Raw genomic sequence first — 19,216 nt, forward strand, 5'->3', positions numbered from 1 at the left:
GAAACCCGTACGGACTCGCCCGGGTGGCGAGCTCCACCGGCCGGGGTGACGCTGCCGGGAGAGCTGTCCACTGCCCGGAGGTCCCCGTGTTGCTGTCCGCCGCGACCGTACGCCGGTCACTCGTCGCCCCTGTGCTGTGCGGCGCCCTGCTCGCGGGAACGACCGCGTGCGGCGGCGACGACGACGCCGACGCGGCGTCGTCGTCGCCGTCGGCTTCCAGCTCGGCACAGAAGCAGAAGTTCGCGAAGACGCGGTTCGTCGCGAACGCGGGGATCGCCGCCGGGGCGACGTACCAGTGGATCGTGAAGCCCTTCAAGGCCGGGAAGTTCAAGAAGGGCGCCGACGGGCGGAAGTTCGCCCTGATCAAGGCCGGGCTCGCGGGGACGCTGGCCTACAACCGCCTGAAGGCGGCAACGAAGAACGCGAAGGGTGACCCGACCCTCTCCAAGGCGGTGGCGCCGCTGACGGCGGGGATCGACTCCCTGAAGGACCTCCCGAAGAAACTGCGGAAGGGCGACTCGACGGACTCCGTCGTGAACTCCTTCGACGATGTGATCAACAAGGTGAAGGACGCGGGCAAGGGGGCGGGGGCGGAGGTCAAGAACAAGGTGCCGTCGGCGGGGGAGCTGGCAAAAGGCTGATCCTGGCTATTTCAGCCCGTCCGGCGTTTGAGGACATCTCGTCGGGGGGCTCAGAGGGTTAGCCGTTCAATTCCGCAAGCACCCGCAAGGTATGCGGATCAGGAGCCAGTACCAGCAGATCCGTCACCGGCCCCTCGCGCCACAACTCCAGCCTCTCCGCGATGCGTTCCCGCGGCCCCACCAGCGAGATCTCATCGGCGAAAGCATCCGGAACCGCGAGGACCGCCTCCTCCCGGCGCCCTGCCAGAAACAGTTCCTGAATTCTCCGCGCCTCAGCCTCGAACCCCATCCGCGCCATCAGATCCGCATGAAAGTTTCGCGCGGAGTGCCCCATTCCGCCGATATAGAACCCCAGCATCGCCTTGACCGGAAGCAGGCCCTCCGTAACGTCGTCACAGACCTTCGCCCGCGCCATGGGCGCGACCAAGAACCCCTCCCGCGCTCCCGCGAGCGACGCCTCGTACACGTCGGACCGCATCGGCGACCAGTAGAGCGGCAGCCACCCGTCCGCGATCCGCGCCGTCTGCGCGATGTTCTTCGGCCCCTCCGCCCCGAGCAGCACCGGCAGGTCCGCGCGCAGCGGATGCGTGATCGGCTTCAGGGGTTTGCCGAGACCGCTGCCGTCCTCTCCCCGGTACGGGTGGGAGTGAAAGCGTCCGTCGAGGGCGACGGGCCCCTCCCGCCGCAGCACCTGGCGGATGACGTCCACGTACTCCCGCGTAGCGGTCAGCGGCGACTTCGGGAACGGCCGCCCGTACCACCCCTCCACCACCTGCGGCCCGGAAAGCCCGAGTCCGAGCATCATGCGCCCGCCCGACAGGTGGTCCAGGGTCAGCGCGTGCATCGCGGTCGTCACCGGCGACCGCGCCGCCATCTGTACGACCGCAGTGCCCAGTTTGATCCGCGAGGTCTGCGCGGCGATCCAGGTCAGCGGCGTGAAGGCGTCCGAACCCCATGCCTCCGCCGTCCAGACGGAGTCGTAACCGAGCCGCTCGGCCTCTTGGGCGAGTGCCACGTGCCCCGGGTCGGGGCCGCGCCCCCAGTAACCGAGTGCGAGTCCCAGGCGCATACGCGATCCCCGATCCCTCCTGACGGGCCGTCAGCTCAGTGCAGGGTGGCGACTGTACGACAACGGCCCCCCGCCCGGAAGGGCGAGGGGCCGCGAGGTGCGGGAGGTGCGGGCGGTCAGCCGCGCTGGATTCCCGTGGTGTCCTGCAGTACGCCGCGACGGCCGTCCTGCGTCTGGGCCACCAGGCCGGGGCCGCGCTGCTCGACGGCCAGGTACCAGGTGCCGGGCGCCAGTTCGGCGATCGGCGTGGGCGAACCGTCCTCCGCGTACAGCGGACGCGGCACCGGCACGGCGAACCAGAACGGCGAGAAGTCACCGGTGGCCTGCGCCGCCCCGGGAGGCGGCGTCTGCCCCTGCGGCTGACCCTGCTGGGCGCCGTAGGGCTGACCCTGCTGGGGCTGGCCGGGCTGGGTGCCGTACGGCTGGCCCTGCTGCGGCTGACCCTGCGCGCCGGGGTAGCCGTAGCCACCCTGCGGCTGGCCGCCGTAAGGCTGCGGGGCGGGCCGCGGGGAGCCGACGAGGGGAGCCTTGAAGGCGGGAACCGTCAGGGAGAGGATCGCCCCGGCGGCCAGGACCAGCGTGGCGATCAGGGAGAGGATGGTGCCGATGCCGGCGTCGATGCCGCTGTCACCCTGCCCCATGTTGTCGATGCCGCTGGCCGGGTCGAAGATCTGGCCGAGGGCGCTCCAGAGAGCGGCCACGCTGAAGACGACGCCGAAGTGGCCGAGGTCGATGCCGAGGACCTTCGGGGCCGTCGGGAGGCCGCGGGCGACGATGATGCAGACGGCGCCGATGAGCCCGGCCAGGGTGACGCTCAGCAGGAAAGGCCCGCTGTTCCAGGCGTTCGGCATGTCGGCGGAATCCGAGATGCTTTCGATGTCCCAGATGTCCAAGAACGAGGCGATGAACAGCAACACCGCTGCCCCGATCACCACGCCGTCGCCTCGAGTGAGAGAGCGGATATTCACTTCAGGTCCTTCGTAAGTCGTCTCGTCGGTGGAGGCGTCGCTCGCCGCAGGTCTCGGCGCAGAGCGCGGGGATGGCCCCCCATCGTACGGAGGACATTATCGTTCCCACGGGTGGGGTGTCTGCTCCGGATAAAGAGCTGCCGACCCGTTATCCCCGCAGAAAACTCACGATTCCGTCCGAGATCCCCCGGGCTGCCTTCTGCCTCCAGGCGCCATTCGTGATCAACGCCTCGTCCTTCGAGTCCCGCATGTTGCCGCATTCGATGAACACTTTGGGGACGGTGGAGAGATTGAGGCCGCCCAGATCCTTGCGTACGTCGAGCCCTGTTCCGTCGCCGACGTAGTTGGACGGGGCGCTGCCCGTCGCGCTCAGGAACTTGCCCGCGATGCGCTCGCCCAGGTCGCGTGACGGGACGACGATCCCGGAGGTGTCCGCGGCGCCGGACTTCACCGACGCGGGCAGGATCACGTGGAAGCCGCGGTTGCCGGCCGCCGATCCGTCGGCGTGCACGGAGACGACGGCGTCCGCGCGGGCGTTGTTGCCGATACGGGCGCGCTCGTCGACGCAGGGGCCCCAGGGGCGGTCGCCGTCCTGCGTGAACTTCACCGTGGCGCCCTGGCTCTGGAGCAGCGTGCGCAGGCGGCGCGAGACGTCGAGGGTGAACTGGGCCTCGGTGTAGCCGTTGTTCGTGGAGGTGCCGGTGGTGTCGCACTCCTTGCGGTGCGTACCGACGTTCACGAGGCGGTTGATCTCGGTCGTGTGCTTGCCGTTGCCCGGGTTGTGGCCGGGGTCGATGACGACGACCTTGCCCTTGAGGGGTCCGGAGGCGGCGGGCCGGCCCGACGGCTTCGCAGGCTTCGCCGGGCTCGGCTCGTCGCTAGCCTTGTCCTTGTCTCCCTTGTCTCCCTTGTCGCCCTTCCCGGCCGCCTTCCCGTCGTCCTTCCCGGAGGCGGAGGAGGAGGGCTCGGCGGGCGAGGAGCCCTGCGCGGACTGGCTCGTCGCGGGGAGCGTTCTCGCGGGCTCGTCGCCCCCCGGCCCGCTCGTCGCCTCATAGATGAGCCACCCGGCCAGGCAGGTGGGCACCAGCGCGGCGAGCGTCACGGTGAGAGGGCCGCCGGTGAAACGGCGGGGCGGGCGTGGGGGCTGGCTGTCCGGGCCTACGTACGACACGAGAGCGACTCTAACCGCGAGGTCAGATCCCCGCGCCCGTTCGCCGCAGGACGCGCAGGGAGTCGGTTGCCGAGACCTCCGTGAACGCGCCGGACTCCAGGGCCCTGAGGTAGACGCGGTACGGCGCCTGGCCGGTCATGATGTCGGCGGGGTCGGGGAAGACGTCGTGGATCACGAGCAGGCCGCCCTCCGCGATGTGCGGGGCCCAGCCCTCGTAGTCGCCCGTCGCGTGCTCGTCCGTGTGGCCGCCGTCGATGAACACCAGGCCGAGCGGACCGCCCCACGCCTTCGCCACCTGCGGCGAGCGCCCGACGATCGCGATCACGTGCTCTTCCAGGCCCGCGTGGTGGAGCGTGCGGCGGAAGGTGGGGAGGGTGTCCATCAGGCCGACCTCCGGGTCGACCGTCGCCGGATCGTGATACTCCCAGCCCGGCTGCTGCTCCTCGCTGCCGCGGTGGTGGTCCACGGTGATCGCCGTGACGCCGGCCTCGCGGGCGGCGTCCGCGAGCAGGATCGTGGAGCGGCCGCAGTACGTTCCGACCTCCAGGAGCGGCAGACCGAGCGCCGCGGCTTCCGTCGCCGCGGCGTACAGGGCGAGGCCCTCGCCGGCGGGCATGAAGCCCTTCGCCGCTTCGAAGGCGGCGAGGATCTCCGGCTCGGGCTGGGGGGCGACGGCCATGGGGGTCCTCCTGGGCTTCGGAAAAGCGGTGGGAAAAGCGGTGGGTCTGCGCCGGGGGCCGACCTATGCTGCCGCATGGTCCGGCCGATCATGGAGGCGGGGCCGTACACAGAGGTGAAGGGGAACAGTCATGAAACTCGTACCGGCGGATCCGACGGTGCTGCACCCTTTCCCGGACCAGCCCCGCGTCGTGCTTCTGAAGCCGCTGGTGAAGTCTCCGCTGATCGAGGCGGGGGAGTACTCGTACTACGACGACCCGGACGACGCGACGGCCTTCGAGACGCGCAATGTCCTCTACCACTACGGGCCGGAGAAGCTCCGTATCGGGAAGTTCTGCGCGTTCGGGACGGGGGTGCGGTTCATCATGAACGGCGCGAACCACCGGATGGACGGGCCGTCGACTTTCCCGTTCCCCATCATGGGCGGTTCCTGGGGCGAGCACTTCGACCTGATCAGCGGGCTGCCGGGGCGCGGTGACACCGTCGTCGGACATGACGTCTGGTTCGGGTACGGGGTGACGGTGATGCCGGGGGTGCGGATCGGGAACGGGGCGGTGGTCGCCTCGGGGTCCGTCGTCGTGGACGACGTTCCCGATTACGGGGTGGTCGGCGGGAATCCGGCCAAGCTGATTCGTACGCGGTACAGCGAGGACGAGGTTGCGCGGCTGCTTGCCGTCGGCTGGTGGGACTGGCCTGCGGAGCATCTCACCGAGCACGTCCGGACCGTGATGTCCGGGACCATCGACGACCTGGAGAAGGCCGCGCCGCGGGGTTAGCGGCGGACGGGCTGGAGCTATCCAGCCCGTCCGGCGTTTGAGGACATCTACGCCAGCACGTCACTCCCGCCCGCAGGCAGCAGCAGGTCCATCTCCACCGCCCGGTGGTCCCCGCGATGCGCCGCCGCGGAAGCGAGCGGCGCATGCCCGGAAGCCGTCGCCGCGAGGACGTACGAGCCGTCGCCGGGGACGGAGAGCGTGTAGCGACCGACCTCATCCGTGAGGGCCGACCCCGCCTGCCGCCCCCGGCGGTCGATCAGCGTCACCTTCGCCCGCGCGACCGGCGCCCCGGAGGGGCTCAGTACCCGGCCGTGGAAACCGGCGAGCGCCTCCGTCGCGGCACGCAGGTTGGCGTCCTCCTCACTGCTGGCCCGGAGCTGGGTCTTGGCCGAGCGGCGGGCGGAGGGGAGGAAGAGGGCGAAGACCAGACCCAGGGCGACCGCGCCCGTGGCGATCAGGAACGAAGTGCGGAAGCCCGTCATCGTCGGGACCGCGACGCCGCCCACGTGGTTCGCGGTGTTGGCGAGGACCATGCCGATGACGGCGCTCGACACCGACGTACCGATGGAGCGCATCAGGGTGTTCAGGCCGTTCGCCGCACCCGTCTCCGAAGCCGGTACAGCGCCGATGATCAGCGCGGGGAGCGAGGAGTAGGCGAGGCCGATGCCCGCGCCCACGACCACCGCGATGACGATCGTCTGCCAGGCGGCGCTCATCAGGCCGAGGCCCGCGCCGTAGCCGATCCCGATGATCAGCATGCCGAGGATGAGGGTCACCTTCGGGCCGTACTTCGCCGAGAGGCGTGCGTACACCGGCGCCGTGAACATCATCGTGAGGCCCAGCGGAGCCACGCACAGGCCCGCGACGACCATGGACTGGCCGAGACCGTAGCCGGTGGCGGTCGGGAGCTGGAGCAGCTGGGGGAGGACGAGGGAGATCGCGTAGAACGCGACACCGACCATGATCGAAGCCAGGTTGGTGAAGAGGACCGCGGGGCGGGCCGTGGTGCGCAGGTCCACCAGCGGCGCCTTGAGTTTGAGCTCCATCACGCCCCACAGGACGAGGACGACCGCCGCCGCGCCGAACAGGCCGAGCGTCATGCCGGAGGTCCAGCCCCAGTCGCTGCCCTTGGTGATGGGGAGCAGGAAGAGGACCAGGCCGGCGGAGAGGCCCAGCGCGCCGATCACGTCGAAGGTGCCCTGCGCCTTGACCTTGCTCTCGGGCACGAAGGCCACGGTCAGGAGCATGGATATGACGCCGAGGCCCGCCGCGCCGAAGAACAGGGCGTGCCAGTCGGCGTGCTGCGCGGTCAGTGCCGCGAGCGGCAGCGCGAGGCCGCCGCCGACGCCGATGGAGGAGCTCATCAGGGCCATCGCGGAGCCGAGCTTCTCGCGGGGCAGCATGTCGCGCATCAGGCCGATGCCGAGCGGGATGGCTCCCATCGCGAAGCCCTGGAGGGCACGGCCGACGATCATCACGACGAGGTTGTCGGTGAAACCGCAGATCAACGAGCCCACGACCATCACGGCCAGGCTCATGAGGAGCATCCGGCGCTTGCCGTAGAGGTCGCCGAGGCGGCCCATGATCGGGGTCGATACGGCGCCCGCGAGCAGGGTCGCGGTCATGACCCAGGTGGCGTTCGACGGCGAGGTGCTCAGGAGCGTCGGCAGGTCCTTGATGACCGGCACGAGGAGCGTCTGCATCACCGCGACGACGATGCCGGCGAAGGCGAGTACGGGGACGACTCCGCGGGGGCCGCGTTGGTGGGTCGTCGACTGCGTCATTGCGTGGGGCCTCCGGGGGCGGTGCGAAAACTGGCAGGGGTACGTGCAGTACGAACCTGTTTCCCCGGGCGACTATTCCGACGGATGTCGTACGAGGGGAATTCTTGACCTGTTGTTAACCGGCCGGATAAGTGATGCCCCGACGGACCCGACATCTGACCCTCCGTCAGGCTTCCACCGTACTGAAACGTGTTCTAGTCTGTCGCCGTCCCGGAAGCTGCTACCGGCGAGGACGCGCATGGGCATCGGAATCACGCAGGAACAAGGGGAGTTGGCGGCGGCGGTGCGCGGCTGGACCGCCCGCACCGTGCCGCCCGGGGAAGTGCGCAAACTGCTCGACGCCCCGCCCGGAACCGGAGGCAGGCCCGCGTACTGGGACAGCCTCGCCGAGCAGGGGCTGCTCGCGGTGCATCTGCCGGAGGAGTGCGGCGGCGGGGGCGGCGACCTCGTGGACCTGGCCGTAGTCCTGGAGGAGGCGGGCCGCGCCGCGCTGCCGGGGCCGTACCTGGCGAGCTCCCTGGCCTCGGCCGTGCTGCACGGGGCGGGCGCCCGTGAGCTTGCCGCCGAGCTGGCCGCCGGAGCACGGATCGGCGCCGTCGCGCTCGGTGCGGGCACGCTGACCGCGGTGCCTGTGGCCGGCGGCTGCATCCTGGAGGGAACCGCACCGCCCGTGCTCTCCGGGGCGGACGCCGATCTCCTGATCCTGGCCGCGGAGCGCGCGGAGTCCGCGGATGCCGCTGGTGGAACGGTTTGGCTGGCCGTCGACGCCGCCGAGCTGACCGTACGCACCCACGAGAGCGCCGACCCGACACGGCCCACCGCCGAGGTCACGGCGGCCGGTGTGCGGGTCCCGGCCGGGCGGATGCTCGACGTCGACGCGGCGCTCGTACGGGATCTCGCGTGCGCCCTGTACGCGGCGGACGCGTGCGGGGTGGCCGGCTGGGCGCTTGGCACCGCCGTCGAGTACGCGAAGGTGCGCGAGCAGTTCGGGCGGCCCATCGGGCAGTTCCAGGCGGTCAAGCACGCCTGCGCCGACATGCTGGTGCGGCTCGAACAGGCGCGGGCACTGGCGTGGGACGCGGCGCGGGCGGCCGACGAGCCCCCGGAGGTGCGGGGACTCGTGGCCGCGCTCGCCGCCGGGTCCGCGCTCGATGCCGCGTACTCCTGTGCCAAGGACGCCATCCAGATCCTCGGCGGCATCGGCTTCACCTGGGAGCACGACGCGCATCTGTATCTGCGCAGGTCGCTCGTTGCCCGGCAACTGGTCGGGACCGGTGACGCGCACCGGCTGCGGGCGGTGCGGTTCGCGGAGGGCGGGACGCGCAGGGAGCTGCGGACGGAGCTGCCCGAGGAGGCGGAGACCTACCGGGAGCAGGCCCGCGAGGCCATCGCCCCGGCCCGTGGCCTCGACCCCGCCGCCGCACGGAAGGCACTCGCACCGACCGGTTACGCGGCACCGCACCTGCCCGAGCCGTACGGTCTCGGCGCGGGCCCCGTCCAGCAGCTCGCCGTCCAGCAGGAGCTGGCCGCCGCCGGGGTGCGCGTCAGCGATCTCGGGATCGCCACCTGGGTGGTGCCCTCCCTCATCGCGTACGGCACGCGGGAGCAGCAGGAGCGCTTTTTGGCACCGACCCTCAAGGGGGAGGTGCTGTGGTGCCAGCTGTTCAGCGAGCCGGGAGCGGGGTCGGACCTGGCGTCGCTGCGGACGCGGGCCGAGCGGGTCGAGGACGGCTGGCTGATCAACGGCCAGAAGGTGTGGACGAGCGCGGCCCAGTGGGCGGATCACGGAATCCTGCTGGCCCGCACGGACCCCGGAGCCCCCAAGCACAAGGGCCTCACGTACTTCGTCATCGACATGAAGCGGACCTCGGGCATCGACGTCCGGCCGCTGAAGGAGATCACCGGGGACTCCCTCTTCAACGAGGTCTACTTCGACGACGTCCTGCTGCCCGCCGACGCGGTCGTCGGCGAGGTGAACGACGGCTGGCGCGTCGCACGCCACACCCTCGGCAACGAACGCGTCCACATGGCCGACCAGCTGACCTTCGACACCGGTCTGGAAGCGCTCATCGGACGCGCCGCCGGTCTCGACGCCGCGTGCCGCGCGCGGATCGGCGTGCTCGCCGCCGAGGCACACGCGCTGGCCTGCATCGGCCTGCGGACGACGATGCGGCAGGTGTCCGGCGCGGAACCGGGGGCCGGAGCCTCCGTACGCAAGCTCGTGCAGACCCCGCACCAGCAGAAGGTCGCCGAACTCGCCCTCGAACTCCTCGGCCCCGCGGGCGCGGTCCGCGAGGGCGCGGGGGACCGGGCGCTGCACGGCTTCCTCATGTCGCGCTGCCTGACCATCGCGGGCGGGACCACGCAGGTGCAGCTGAATGTCGTCGCGGAACGGCTCCTCGGCCTGCCGAGGGACCCCGAGCCGCACCCCTCGAAAGGAGCCGGTCAGTGAAGGCGTACGTCGTCGGTGTCGGCATGACGAAGTTCGAGAAGCCCGAGACACGGGACTGGCAGTACTGGGACATGGCGAAGGAGGCGGGGACGAAAGCGCTCGACGATGCCGGGATCAGTTACGAGGACGTGGAGCAGGTCCCGGTCGGCTACTGCTTCCAGGCCTCGACGGCGGGCCAGCGGGCCGCGTACGAACTGGGCCTGACCGGTGTCCCCGTCTACAACGTCAACAACAACTGCGCGACCGCCTCGACCGCGCTGATGATGGCGCGGCAGTTCGTCGAGGGCGGCATCAACGACTGCGTGCTCGCGCTCGGCTTCGAGAAGATGGCGCGCGGCGCGCTGGGGGGCGGGAGCGACGGGGGTGCCCGCGGCGGAGCCGCTGATGGATTCGGCAAGACGTCCCCCGTGGCCAGGCACTACGCCGTGATGGCGGCGTTGCACGGCTTCGAGATGACCCCGCCCACCGCCCAGATCTTCGGCGACGCGGCGCGCGAGCACATGGAGAGGTACGGCACGAGCGAGGCGCAGCTCGCCGCCGTCGGTGCCAAGAACCACCGGCACTCGGTGCACAATCCGTACGCCCAGTTCCAGGACGAGTACACGGTCGACGAGATCCTCGCCGCCAAGACCATCCACCGCCCGCTCACCAAACTCCAGTGCTCCCCGACGTCGGACGGGTCGGCCGCCGCCGTGGTGGTGTCGGAGCGGTTCGTGGAACGGCACGGCCTCCAGGACCGCGCCGTGGAGATCGCCGCGCAGGCGATGACGACGGACACGGGGGAGTCCTTCGACTCCGGCTCGTGCATCGACGTCGTGGGACAGCCGATGTCGGCGGCGGCGGCGCGCCAGGTGTACGAGAGGTCGGGGCTCGGCATCGAGGACGTCGACGTGATCGAGCTGCACGACTGCTTCTCGATCAACGAGCTCCTCACCTACGAGGCCCTCGGCATGTGCGCGGCGGGCGAGTCCGGGAAGCTCGTCGAGAGCGGGGCGACGACGTACGGCGGGCGGTGGGTGGTGAACCCGTCGGGCGGCCTGATCTCCAAGGGACACCCGCTCGGCGCGACGGGAATCGCGCAAGTGGCCGAACTCACATGGCAGTTGCGCGGCGAGGCGGACGCGCGGCAGGTGACGGGGGCGCGGGTGGGACTCGCGCACAACATCGGGCTCGGAGGAGCGGCAGTGGTGACACTGCTGCGCAAGGAGTAGCCGCCCGTGGCGACGGCCCCGGGTCCTAGGACCCGGGGCCGAGAATCTTTGCGCCGAAACCCCGATGCAACGGCCATGCGCTCCTGAGAGCATGAACGTCATGGTCCAAACGCCCCCTGACACTTACATAGCCGCGACAGCGCGGAAGTCCGCTCCCGTATGGGCGGTGCTGCTCGCCGCCTGCGCGGGGCAGTTCCTGGTCGTTCTCGACGTGTCGGTGGTGAACACCGCGCTGCCTTCCATGCGGGCCGACCTGGGCATGAGCGCGGTCGGACTGCAATGGGTGGTCAACGCCTACTCGATCGCCTTCGCCGGTTTCATGCTGCTCGGCGGCCGGGCCGGGGACCTCTTCGGCCGCAAGCGGATGTTCCTGGTCGGGCTCGGGCTCTTCACGGTGGCCTCGCTCGCTGGCGGGCTCGCGCAGGCCGAGTGGCAGCTGCTCGCGGCGCGGGCCGTGCAGGGGCTCGGCGCGGCGGTCCTCGCCCCCTCCACCCTGACGATCCTCACCTCGGCGGTGCCCGAGGGGCCCGCCCGGATACGGGCGATCGGCACCTGGTCGGCGGTGGGCGCGGGCGGCGGCGCCGCGGGCGGCCTCGTCGGCGGAGTCCTGACCGACCTGCTCTCCTGGCGGTGGGTGCTCCTCATCAACGTGCCGATCGGCGCGCTCGTCGTCGTCGCGGGCGTGGCCTGGCTGACCGAGAGCCGGGCCGGCGAGGCGCGCCGGCTCGACGTGCCGGGCGCGGTGCTCGTGACGGCGGGGCTCGCCACGCTCGCGTACGGGATCGTGCAGACGGAGGAGAAGGGCTGGACGGCCGCGGCGACCCTGGTGCCGCTGGCCGCCGGGCTCCTCCTGCTCGCTCTCTTCCTCCTGGTCGAGGCGCGTACGAAGGTGCCGCTCATGCCGCTCAAGCTGTTCCGGGTGCGGTCCGTCTCGGCGGCGAACGCGGCGATGTTCGTGTGCGGCGGCGGCATGTTCGCCATGTGGTTCTTCATGACGCTGTACGCGCAGAACGTCCTCGGCTACTCGGCCCTCAAGGCGGGCCTCGCGCTGATCCCCTCCTCGCTCACCATCGTCTTCGGCTCGAAGCTCGCGCCCCGCCTGATGCGGGTGCTCGGGGCGAAGAACGTGTCCGTGCTCGGGATTCTGGTGGCGGCGGCCGGGTTCGGCTGGCAGTCCCTGATGACCGCCGACGGCGACTACGTCACCTCGATCATGCTGCCCGGCATCATGATGATGTTCGGCGCGGGGCTCGCCACGACGCCGCTGGCGTCCCTGGGCACTTCGGGGGCGGACCCCGGGGACGCGGGCCTCGTCTCCGGGCTCATCAACACCTCGCGCACGATGGGCGGCGCGCTGGGCCTCGCGGTGCTCTCGACGGTCGCCGCGTCGCGGATGGGGGGTTCTTCTACTCCGGAGGCGCTTACCGCGGGGTACGCGATGGCGTTCCGGACGAGTGGGTGCATCTTGCTGGTGGGGGTGTTGGTGCTGCTGCTGTGGATGCCGCGGGACGGGGCCAAGCGCTGATCTTTCCCCCCGCGGGGGCCTGCCCGGGGCTCCGCCCCCAGACCCCGTACAAGATGTCCTCAATCGCCGGACGGGCTGGATATTCCAGCCCGTCCGACGATTGAGGACGAACTCGGCGGAGCCGGTGATAACGGTACGTATAAGGCCCCCGGAGTGGCTAAAGCCAGCCCCGCTGCCTCGCCTCCCGTACCGCCTCCATGCGATTCCGCGTCCCCGTCTTGCCGATCGCCCCCGAGAGATAGTTCCGCACCGTCGACTCCGAGAGATGGAGTTTCGACGCGATGTCGGCGACCGTCGCTCCGTCCACGGAGGCCCGCAGTACGTCCGCCTCCCGCGTCGTCAGAGGGCTGGGCCCCGCGCTCAGGGCGGCCGCCGCCAGCGCGGGGTCGATCACCGTCTCGCCCCGCAGCGCCTGCCGGACCGCCTCCGCGAGATCCTCCACAGGACCGTCCTTGACCAGGAAGCCCACCGCCCCCGCCTCCATCGCCCGGCGCAGATAGCCGGGCCTGCCGAAGGTCGTGAGGATGAGGACCCGGCACTCGGGGCACTCCTCCCGCAGCGCGGCAGCCGCGTCGATCCCGCTGATGCCCGGCAGCTCGATGTCGAGGAGCGCCACGTCGGGGCGTGAGTTCAGCGCCGCGTCCACGATCTCGTCACCCGCGCCGACCTGCGCGACGACCTCGATGTCCTCCTCCATGCCGAGCAGCAGCGCGAGAGCGCTGCGCATCATGCCCTGATCCTCGGCGAGCAGGACTCTGATCATGGGGTGCGCTCCTCCACAACGTGACCGGTATGGAACTCGGTGACCGGCAGCTCCGCCGAGACCCGGAATCCGCCGCGCGGCGCGGGGCCCGACTCCAGGGAGCCGCCCGCCGCCGCCAGGCGTTCGGCCAGGCCCGTCAGCCCGCTGCCGGGCGCTGCCGAGCCTACGCCGCGGCCGTCGTCCGTGATCAGCAGCCGAGTCCGTTCGGCGGTGCCGGTCACCTCGATCTCGCAGCGGGCCGCCCCGGAATGGCGTACGACGTTCGTGGCTGACTCCCGGACCACCCAGCCGAGCAGCGCCGCAGTCTGCGGGGCGAGCGGCGGTCCCGACTGGCGTACGACCGACTCGATGCCCGCCGCGTCCAGGAGATCGCGGGCCCGGTCGAGTTCCGTGGCGAGGCTGCCCTCGCGGTAGCCGGTGACCGCCTCGCGGATCTCGGTCAGGGCCTGGCGGCCCACGGACTCGATGTCGGAGACCTGGCCGAGCGCCGCGTCCAGGTCGCGGCGGGCGAGGCGGCGCGTGGCCTCCGCCTTGACCACGATCACCGAGAGCGTGTGGCCGAGCAGGTCGTGCAGGTCGCGGGAGAAGCGCAGCCGCTCCCTCTCGACCGCCGTGCGCGCCAGCTCCTCGCGGGTGGTGCGCAGTTCCTTGACCGTCTCGGCGAGGGCCAGGATCGCCGCCGTCACCATGACGGAGAGGAACGTGCCGTACGCGATGCCCGCCGCGTCCCAGCCGTCCTTGAAACCGCCGACCACCGCCGCCGCGATGCTCAGGAGGAACCCGGCGGGAGCGAGCTGCCTGCCCCGCAGGACCGAACCTGTCGCCAGGCCGAGCAGCGGGAAGAACATCAGCCAGCTGCCGCCGTAGCCGATGGCGAGGGCGAAGGTGACCGCGGCCAGCGCGAGCAGCGAGACCTTGGTGGCGCGCGCCTCCCGCGCCTGTTTGCTGAAGGCCCTGAACACCACGTTGATGTAGAGGGAGTTGAAGGCGAGCAGGCCGAGCCCCGCGAGCCAGGGGTTGTCCGTCTTGCCCTGGAGGAGGTTGGAGAAGGAGCCCATCCCCATCAGGAGCCAGGGCAGCATCGCGAAGCCGTTGGGCGGCCCGAGGTCCTCGGGTCTGCTCCGTCCCGACTTCTCCTTCGCCCGCATCTCGGCGAGCTGCTCCTTGCTGCTGTGCTTCAAGGCCGCACCGCTGTGTTTCAGGGCCGCGAGGCGCGCGTGCTGCTGCCAGAAGCTCTTCACCGGCATTGCTCCTCCTGTCGCGCCGTCGCGCCGTCGCGCCTCGTCGGCACCGTGGTGTGATGCCCCGTCATACCGTGCGCGCGGCCCGGGAGCCGTCTTCGGCATGGCTATGACGCTACGAATCCGGGGCGGGAGGACGGCAGAGGCTGTTGTACGGACTGCGCCGGTACAAATGTCACACGCGTCGTCGAGCACGGGCCGCGATGCGTATCTGACGTGACGTCAGGAGTCTTCACAACTACCGGACGCTCGGCTATACATGGGATCGCCGGACTGGAACGCGTTCTAGAACGGGCTCCACCGGCCCTGTTGCGACCTCGGTGCGACCGACGGTGCGGACGGCCGCACCGAGGTCTTCAGACAGTCTTCGGACCGGCCAAGGAGCTGCCAACCACATGCCCATCGATGCCGCGAAAGCACTGGCCGCGGAGCCCCGGTCGGCCGAGATCGACTGGGATCACAAGGACGTCCAGCTCTACCACCTGGGCCTCGGCGCCGGCGTCCCCGCCACCGACCCCGACGAGCTGCGCTACACCCTGGAGTCGAAGCTGCACGTCCTGCCCAGCTTCGCGACCGTCGCGGGCGGCGGCATGGGCGTCGTCGGCGGCCTCTCGGCACCCGGCATCGAGGTGAACCTCGCCGCGGTCCTGCACGGCGGCCAGAGCATCACCCTGCACCGCCCCATCCCGGTCAAGGGCAAGGCCGTCACCACCTCCGAGGTGGCCGCCGTGTACGACAAGGGCAAGGCGGCGATCCTCGTCCTGCGCACCGAAGTAGCCGACGGCGACGGTCCGTTGTGGACCAGCGACGCCCAGATCTTCGTACGCGGCGAAGGCGGTTTCGGCGGCGAACGCGGCCCCTCCACCCGCCTGCCCGCGCCCGACGGCGAGCCCGACAAGACCGTCGAGCGCGCCGTCCGCGAGGACCAGGCGCTCCTCTACCGCCTCTGCGGCGACTGGAACCCGCTGCACGCCGACCCCGAATTCGCCCAGCTCGCGGGCTTCGACCGGCCGATCCTGCACGGCCTGTGCACCTACGGGATGACACTCAAGGCAGTCGTCGACACGGTGCTGGGCGGCGACGTCTCGCGGGTGCGCGGCTACAGCACGCGCTTCACCGGCATCGTCTTCCCCGGCGAGACCCTGCGCATCCGGATGTGGCGCTCCGAGGGTCGCGTCCGAGTGGCGGTGACGGCCGTCGAGCGGAACGACGCCCCTGTCCTCGCCGACACCGTCGTCGAACACACCTGAAGCCAGGGACACGCCCGCATCTTCGTACGAGAGGAGCCGCACCATGCGCGCAGCCGTACTGCACGAGATAGGCCAGGACAAACTCGAGGTCCTCGACGACGTCGAGGCGGTGGGCTTCGGGCCCGGCAAGGTGAAGATCCGGGTACGGGCGACGGGCCTGTGCCACTCCGACGTCTCCGCGATGAACGGCATCCTGCCGCAGCCCGCGCCGTTCATCCCCGGCCACGAGGGCGCGGGCGAGATCGTCGACGTCGGTGACGGCGTGAGCGGGGTCAGCCGCGGCGACCGGGTCCTGGTGTGCTGGTTGCCGGCCTGCGGCCAGTGTCCCGCGTGCAAGCGGGGCCAGAGCCAGCTGTGCCTCGCCGGGTTCATGAACGCGGGCACGCCCAACTTCAAGCGCCCCGGCGGCGATGTCTTCGGCTTCGCGGGAACGGGGACGTTCACCGAGGAGGTCGTGGTCGACGCGGGCTGCGCCGTGCCCATCCCGGACGACGTGCCCTTCGACATCGCGGCGCTCATCGGCTGCGGAGTGACGACGGGGCTCGGCGCCGCCATCAACACCGCCGACGTGAAGGCCGGTTCGTCGGTCGCCGTCATCGGCTGCGGCGGCGTCGGCATCTCCGCGATCCAGGGCGCGCGGCTCAAGGGCGCCGCGCAGATCGTCGCCGTCGACCCGGTGCAGTCGCGGCGCGAGGCGGCGCTGCGGTTCGGCGCCACGGAGGCGGTCGCGCCGGACGCGATCGAGGACGCCAAGCAGCGGATCACCGGGGGAGAGGGCTTCGACTACGTCTTCGAGGTCGTCGGCAAGTCCGCCACCGCGCGTACCGCGTACGAGACGACGCGACGCGGCGGCACGCTCGTCATCGTCGGCGCCGGCGCCATGGACGACAACCTCCGGCTGAACATGTTCGAGCTCTTCTTCGACGAGAAGAAGATCCTGCCGTCCATGTACGGCGGCGGCGACGTCCTGCAGTCCTACGAGCGGGCCATCGCCCTGTGGCGCGCGGGCCGCATCGACCTGGAGAGCATGATCACCCACCGAGTGCCGCTCTCCGAGATCAACGAAGCGCTCGACCAGATGCGTACGGGCGTCGCGCTGCGTACGTGCATCGAGATCTGAGAGGACTTCGATCCCTGATGGCACAGCCATTGCCACGGCCACTGGACGGTTTGGCCGCGATCGTGACAGGAGCGGGCCGGGGCCTCGGACGTGTGGAGGCCCTGGAGCTGGCCGGGCTCGGCGCGAGCGTCGTCGTCAACGACTTCGGGCAGCCGGGCCGGGACGGCTCGGGCGAGGCGTCGGCGACGCCCGCCGAGGAGGTCGCGGCCGAGATCCGGGCGGCGGGCGGGCAGGCGGTCGCGCACCTGGGCGATGTCGCGGACCACGAACAGGCGCGCGGGCTAGTCCAGTTGGCGATCGACACGTACGGCAAGCTCGACATCCTGGTCAACAACGCGGGGATCCTGCGGGACCGGATGATCTTCTCGATGAGCGAGGGCGAGTGGGACTCGGTCATCCACGTCCACCTCAAGGGCCACTTCAACACGACGCACTTCGCGTCCGCGCACTGGCGTGAACGCTCCAAGGCGACGGGCGGGCCGGTCTACGGCCGGATCGTCAACACCTCGTCGGAGGCGTTCCTCGCGGGCTCCGCGGGCCAGCCGAACTACGCGGCGGCGAAGGGCGGCATCGTCGGCCTGACCACGTCGAGCGCGCTGGCCCTTCGCAAGTACGGGGTGACGGCGAACGTCATCTGCCCGCGGGCGCGTACGCGGATGACCGAGGACGTCTTCGCGGGCTTCCAGGAGCCGGGCGACGGCGAGCTGGACGCCCTCGCCCCCGAGCATGTGGCCCCGCTGGTCGGCTACTTGGCCTCGCCCGCGGCGGACGGGGTCAACGGGCAGCTGCTGGTGGTCCACGGCGGCATGGTGGCCGTGGTCGAGCGGCCGAAGGTGGCGGCGAAGTTCGACACGGAGAAGGGTGTCTTCACGTACGAGGAGCTGGACGGGGTCCTGTCCCCTTATTACGCCGGGCGTCCGGAGGGGGAGACGTTCGCGGCGAGCGAGGTGCTGGGCTTGAAGCGGGGGTGAGGTGACCTTCCCCGACCCCGGTCCTCAATCGCCGGACGGCTGGAAAATTCAGCCTGTCCGGCGATTGAGGACGAACTCGGCGGAGCCGGTGATCGCCGGCGCCCAAGGCCAGCCCAAGGCCAGCCCAGAGCCAGGAGGCCTACTCGTCGCCCGGCCGACGGTGCCGGCCCCGAGGCGCCCCCGCCTCGTCATGCTCGGCCACAGGCCCCCGATGCTTGCCCGCACCGGAGGTGTCCGCCGCCTCCCGCGGCTCGGGATTCCGCTCGGAAGCCGTACGGATCTCGGTCTTGGTCAAGATACTCACCCCGTATAACTGGTAACTCTGGTAACTCTGTAAAGAAGATCGTTCGATGTGGCCGGGCGAGTCTAACCAACCGCCCCGCGCCCGGTGAGAGGCGCCTGCTGCAACGGAACGGGCCGCGCGGCGACCGGAGCGGGCGCCGCCGCCGGAGCGGGCAGTTCCACCTCCTCGACCCCGCAGGACACCGCCTCCGTCACGTACGGAAGACGGAGGGTCCCCTCCCGCGTCCACCACCCCGAACCGGCCAACCACCCCGCTGGGGCGGCGAGTTGATGCAGACGCCGCTCGGCGGGACGCCAGATGCCGAGCCAGCTCCCCGCCGCCCCGTCGATCCGCAACGCCACCGCACAGTTCTCCGGCATCAGCGTCTGCCCCGGCTGGATCGCGAACGGCGTCACCGCGAGGTCGGGCAGGCGCAGGCACTCGGGGAAACGCACCGGGCGCGTACCGCCGAGGACCCCCCAGCCGAGCCGCTCGTGACCCGGCGCGTTTGAGCGGATCAGGAGCAGTCCGCTGTCGGCGTCCGCGAGCAGCACCCGGTCGTCGCTCTCGTCGGCGATCTGGAGGAGGGGCGACACCTCCCCGCGTCGCTCCAGGTCCACCGCCACCGCCTTGACCCGGCCGCCCAACTCCCGGTCGAGGGCCAGCAGCCGGCCCTCGCGGTCCAGCCAGACCCCGCCCGAACAGTGCCCGGGGATCTCGGCGACGTGCTCGGGCCCGAAGGCGCCGCCCGCCACCAGCCACAGGGCAGTCGAGTGCGTGCCCACCGCGAGGGCGTACGCCTGGCCGCCGACCGGGGACGGCGGCAGCAGCGTCAGGCGGGACTCGCCGCACTCCACGGCACCCAGCGGCACTTCGCCGGTCTCGGGGCCCGTCGGGTACAGGAGCGCGAAGGCGTGCCGCCGGTCGACGACGCGGTGGATCAGGACCCGCCCGTCGGCCATCGGCAGCACCTCCGTGCCGGGCTCCTCCGGCTGGCTGCCGGGCAGCGGCACCGCGTAGGGCTCGGGGGAGTCGAGGGTCCAGCGCTCGGGGTACCAGGAACCGCCGGTGTGGGTGAGGCGTGCGGCGTACGCGCCGTCGGCGGTGATCACCGGGGGCGTCGCGGGGGCGGGGCGGGGTGTCGGCGCGGGTGCGTGCGCGGGCGCGGGTGCGGGTGCTTTCGCGGTCAGGGGCTCGGTCGTGGGCTGGGTCATGGGTTCGGGCTCGAGCGTGGGCGCTGTCATGAGGGGTACCTCCGCGCCCGAAGCTAGTTTTCGCACGCGTTGCCGTGGCACCTGTGGACGCCCGCTTCA

17 protein-coding genes are annotated in these 19,216 nt (G+C 71.1%); 8 read left to right on the forward strand and 9 right to left on the reverse strand.

All coding sequences use genetic code 11. The annotated features are described in order from the left end of the window. Positions 1-89: 89 nt before the first annotated feature. Entirely contained in the window at positions 90-641 is a 552-nt protein-coding gene (locus IE226_RS12415; protein WP_190081438.1) for a hypothetical protein, read from the forward strand. Positions 642-699: 58 nt separating this feature from the next. Here IE226_RS12415 and IE226_RS12420 read toward each other — a convergent pair whose 3' ends face one another. From IE226_RS12420 to IE226_RS12435, 4 genes are all read right to left on the reverse strand, one after another. After that, entirely contained in the window at positions 700-1,710 is a 1,011-nt protein-coding gene (locus IE226_RS12420; RefSeq protein WP_190081182.1) for an LLM class F420-dependent oxidoreductase, read from the reverse strand. Between the two features lie 116 nt (positions 1,711-1,826). Then, complete coding sequence (locus tag IE226_RS12425) at positions 1,827-2,678, reverse strand: hypothetical protein (RefSeq protein ID WP_190081183.1); 852 nt, start codon at positions 2,676-2,678, stop codon at positions 1,827-1,829. A 148-nt stretch (positions 2,679-2,826) separates the two neighbouring features. Next, positions 2,827-3,849 (reverse strand): N-acetylmuramoyl-L-alanine amidase, encoded by a 1,023-nt coding sequence (locus tag IE226_RS12430; RefSeq protein WP_190081184.1) that lies wholly within the window; start codon positions 3,847-3,849, stop codon positions 2,827-2,829. Between the two features lie 22 nt (positions 3,850-3,871). Next, positions 3,872-4,528, reverse strand: coding sequence for a class I SAM-dependent methyltransferase (locus tag IE226_RS12435; RefSeq protein ID WP_190081185.1), 657 nt, complete (start codon positions 4,526-4,528; stop codon positions 3,872-3,874). A 130-nt stretch (positions 4,529-4,658) separates the two neighbouring features. Between IE226_RS12435 and IE226_RS12440 the strand changes: the two genes are divergently transcribed. Further along, a complete protein-coding gene (locus IE226_RS12440; RefSeq protein ID WP_190081186.1) occupies positions 4,659-5,303 on the forward strand; it encodes a CatB-related O-acetyltransferase in 645 nt (214 codons plus the stop codon). Between the two features lie 47 nt (positions 5,304-5,350). Here the strand turns inward: IE226_RS12440 and IE226_RS12445 are convergent, their stop codons facing one another. After that, positions 5,351-7,087 (reverse strand): MFS transporter, encoded by a 1,737-nt coding sequence (locus IE226_RS12445; RefSeq protein ID WP_190081187.1) that lies wholly within the window; start codon positions 7,085-7,087, stop codon positions 5,351-5,353. A gap of 238 nt (positions 7,088-7,325) precedes the next feature. Here IE226_RS12445 and IE226_RS12450 point away from each other — a divergent pair, with 238 nt between their 5' ends. From IE226_RS12450 to IE226_RS12460, 3 genes are all read left to right on the forward strand, one after another. Then, positions 7,326-9,539 (forward strand): acyl-CoA dehydrogenase family protein, encoded by a 2,214-nt coding sequence (locus IE226_RS12450; RefSeq protein WP_190081188.1) that lies wholly within the window; start codon positions 7,326-7,328, stop codon positions 9,537-9,539. Next, entirely contained in the window at positions 9,536-10,750 is a 1,215-nt protein-coding gene (locus IE226_RS12455; protein WP_190081189.1) for a lipid-transfer protein, read from the forward strand. The genes IE226_RS12450 and IE226_RS12455 overlap by 4 nt, the downstream gene beginning before the upstream one ends. Positions 10,751-10,850: 100 nt before the next feature. Next, positions 10,851-12,275, forward strand: a complete 1,425-nt coding sequence (locus tag IE226_RS12460) for an MFS transporter (protein ID WP_190081190.1) — start codon at positions 10,851-10,853, stop codon at positions 12,273-12,275. A gap of 157 nt (positions 12,276-12,432) precedes the next feature. Here the strand turns inward: IE226_RS12460 and IE226_RS12465 are convergent, their stop codons facing one another. Both IE226_RS12465 and IE226_RS12470 read right to left on the reverse strand, forming a co-directional pair. Beyond that, a complete protein-coding gene (locus IE226_RS12465) occupies positions 12,433-13,038 on the reverse strand; it encodes a response regulator transcription factor (protein WP_190081191.1) in 606 nt (201 codons plus the stop codon). Beyond that, on the reverse strand, positions 13,035-14,285 hold the full coding sequence (locus IE226_RS12470) for a sensor histidine kinase (RefSeq protein ID WP_190081192.1): 1,251 nt from the start codon (positions 14,283-14,285) through the stop codon (positions 13,035-13,037). The genes IE226_RS12465 and IE226_RS12470 overlap by 4 nt, the downstream gene beginning before the upstream one ends. Positions 14,286-14,674: 389 nt before the next feature. On the opposite strand from IE226_RS12470, the gene chsH3 reads away from it, so the two are divergent. From chsH3 to IE226_RS12485, 3 genes are read left to right on the forward strand one after another with little or no spacing between them, the layout of a single operon-like run. Then, entirely contained in the window at positions 14,675-15,529 is an 855-nt protein-coding gene (gene chsH3, locus IE226_RS12475) for an enoyl-CoA hydratase ChsH3 (protein ID WP_190081193.1), read from the forward strand. Between the two features lie 43 nt (positions 15,530-15,572). Beyond that, positions 15,573-16,649 carry a Zn-dependent alcohol dehydrogenase gene (locus IE226_RS12480; protein ID WP_190081194.1) on the forward strand — a complete coding sequence of 359 codons (1,077 nt, stop codon included), beginning with the start codon at positions 15,573-15,575 and terminating at the stop codon, positions 16,647-16,649. 17 nt (positions 16,650-16,666) lie between these two features. Beyond that, positions 16,667-17,620, forward strand: a complete 954-nt coding sequence (locus tag IE226_RS12485) for a 3-oxoacyl-ACP reductase (RefSeq protein ID WP_190081195.1) — start codon at positions 16,667-16,669, stop codon at positions 17,618-17,620. 139 nt (positions 17,621-17,759) lie between these two features. Here IE226_RS12485 and IE226_RS12490 read toward each other — a convergent pair whose 3' ends face one another. Then, positions 17,760-17,915: a hypothetical protein gene (locus IE226_RS12490; RefSeq protein ID WP_190081196.1), complete on the reverse strand. Its 156-nt coding sequence runs from the start codon at positions 17,913-17,915 to the stop codon at positions 17,760-17,762. Between the two features lie 71 nt (positions 17,916-17,986). Then, complete coding sequence (locus tag IE226_RS12495; protein ID WP_229870810.1) at positions 17,987-19,147, reverse strand: hypothetical protein; 1,161 nt, start codon at positions 19,145-19,147, stop codon at positions 17,987-17,989. Positions 19,148-19,216 lie beyond the last annotated feature (69 nt).

It is taken from the genome of Streptomyces longisporoflavus (assembly GCF_014649775.1).
GTDB classification, from domain to species: domain Bacteria; phylum Actinomycetota; class Actinomycetes; order Streptomycetales; family Streptomycetaceae; genus Streptomyces; species Streptomyces longisporoflavus.

Excerpts from the sequence above, each read along its gene's own strand:
- IE226_RS12470 (WP_190081192.1), bottom strand. The coding sequence starts at position 14,285 with ATGCCGGTGAAGAGCTTCTGGCAGCAGCACGCGCGCCTCGCGGCCCTG.
- IE226_RS12460 (WP_190081190.1), top strand. The coding sequence starts at position 10,851 with ATGGTCCAAACGCCCCCTGACACTTACATAGCCGCGACAGCGCGGAAG.
- IE226_RS12420 (WP_190081182.1), bottom strand. The coding sequence starts at position 1,710 with ATGCGCCTGGGACTCGCACTCGGTTACTGGGGGCGCGGCCCCGACCCG.
- IE226_RS12485 (WP_190081195.1), top strand. The coding sequence starts at position 16,667 with ATGGCACAGCCATTGCCACGGCCACTGGACGGTTTGGCCGCGATCGTG.
- IE226_RS12435 (WP_190081185.1), bottom strand. The coding sequence starts at position 4,528 with ATGGCCGTCGCCCCCCAGCCCGAGCCGGAGATCCTCGCCGCCTTCGAA.
- chsH3 (WP_190081193.1), top strand. The coding sequence starts at position 14,675 with ATGCCCATCGATGCCGCGAAAGCACTGGCCGCGGAGCCCCGGTCGGCC.
- IE226_RS12465 (WP_190081191.1), bottom strand. The coding sequence starts at position 13,038 with ATGATCAGAGTCCTGCTCGCCGAGGATCAGGGCATGATGCGCAGCGCT.
- IE226_RS12440 (WP_190081186.1), top strand. The coding sequence starts at position 4,659 with ATGAAACTCGTACCGGCGGATCCGACGGTGCTGCACCCTTTCCCGGAC.
- IE226_RS12450 (WP_190081188.1), top strand. The coding sequence starts at position 7,326 with ATGGGCATCGGAATCACGCAGGAACAAGGGGAGTTGGCGGCGGCGGTG.
- IE226_RS12445 (WP_190081187.1), bottom strand. The coding sequence starts at position 7,087 with ATGACGCAGTCGACGACCCACCAACGCGGCCCCCGCGGAGTCGTCCCC.
- IE226_RS12495 (WP_229870810.1), bottom strand. The coding sequence starts at position 19,147 with ATGACAGCGCCCACGCTCGAGCCCGAACCCATGACCCAGCCCACGACC.
- IE226_RS12480 (WP_190081194.1), top strand. The coding sequence starts at position 15,573 with ATGCGCGCAGCCGTACTGCACGAGATAGGCCAGGACAAACTCGAGGTC.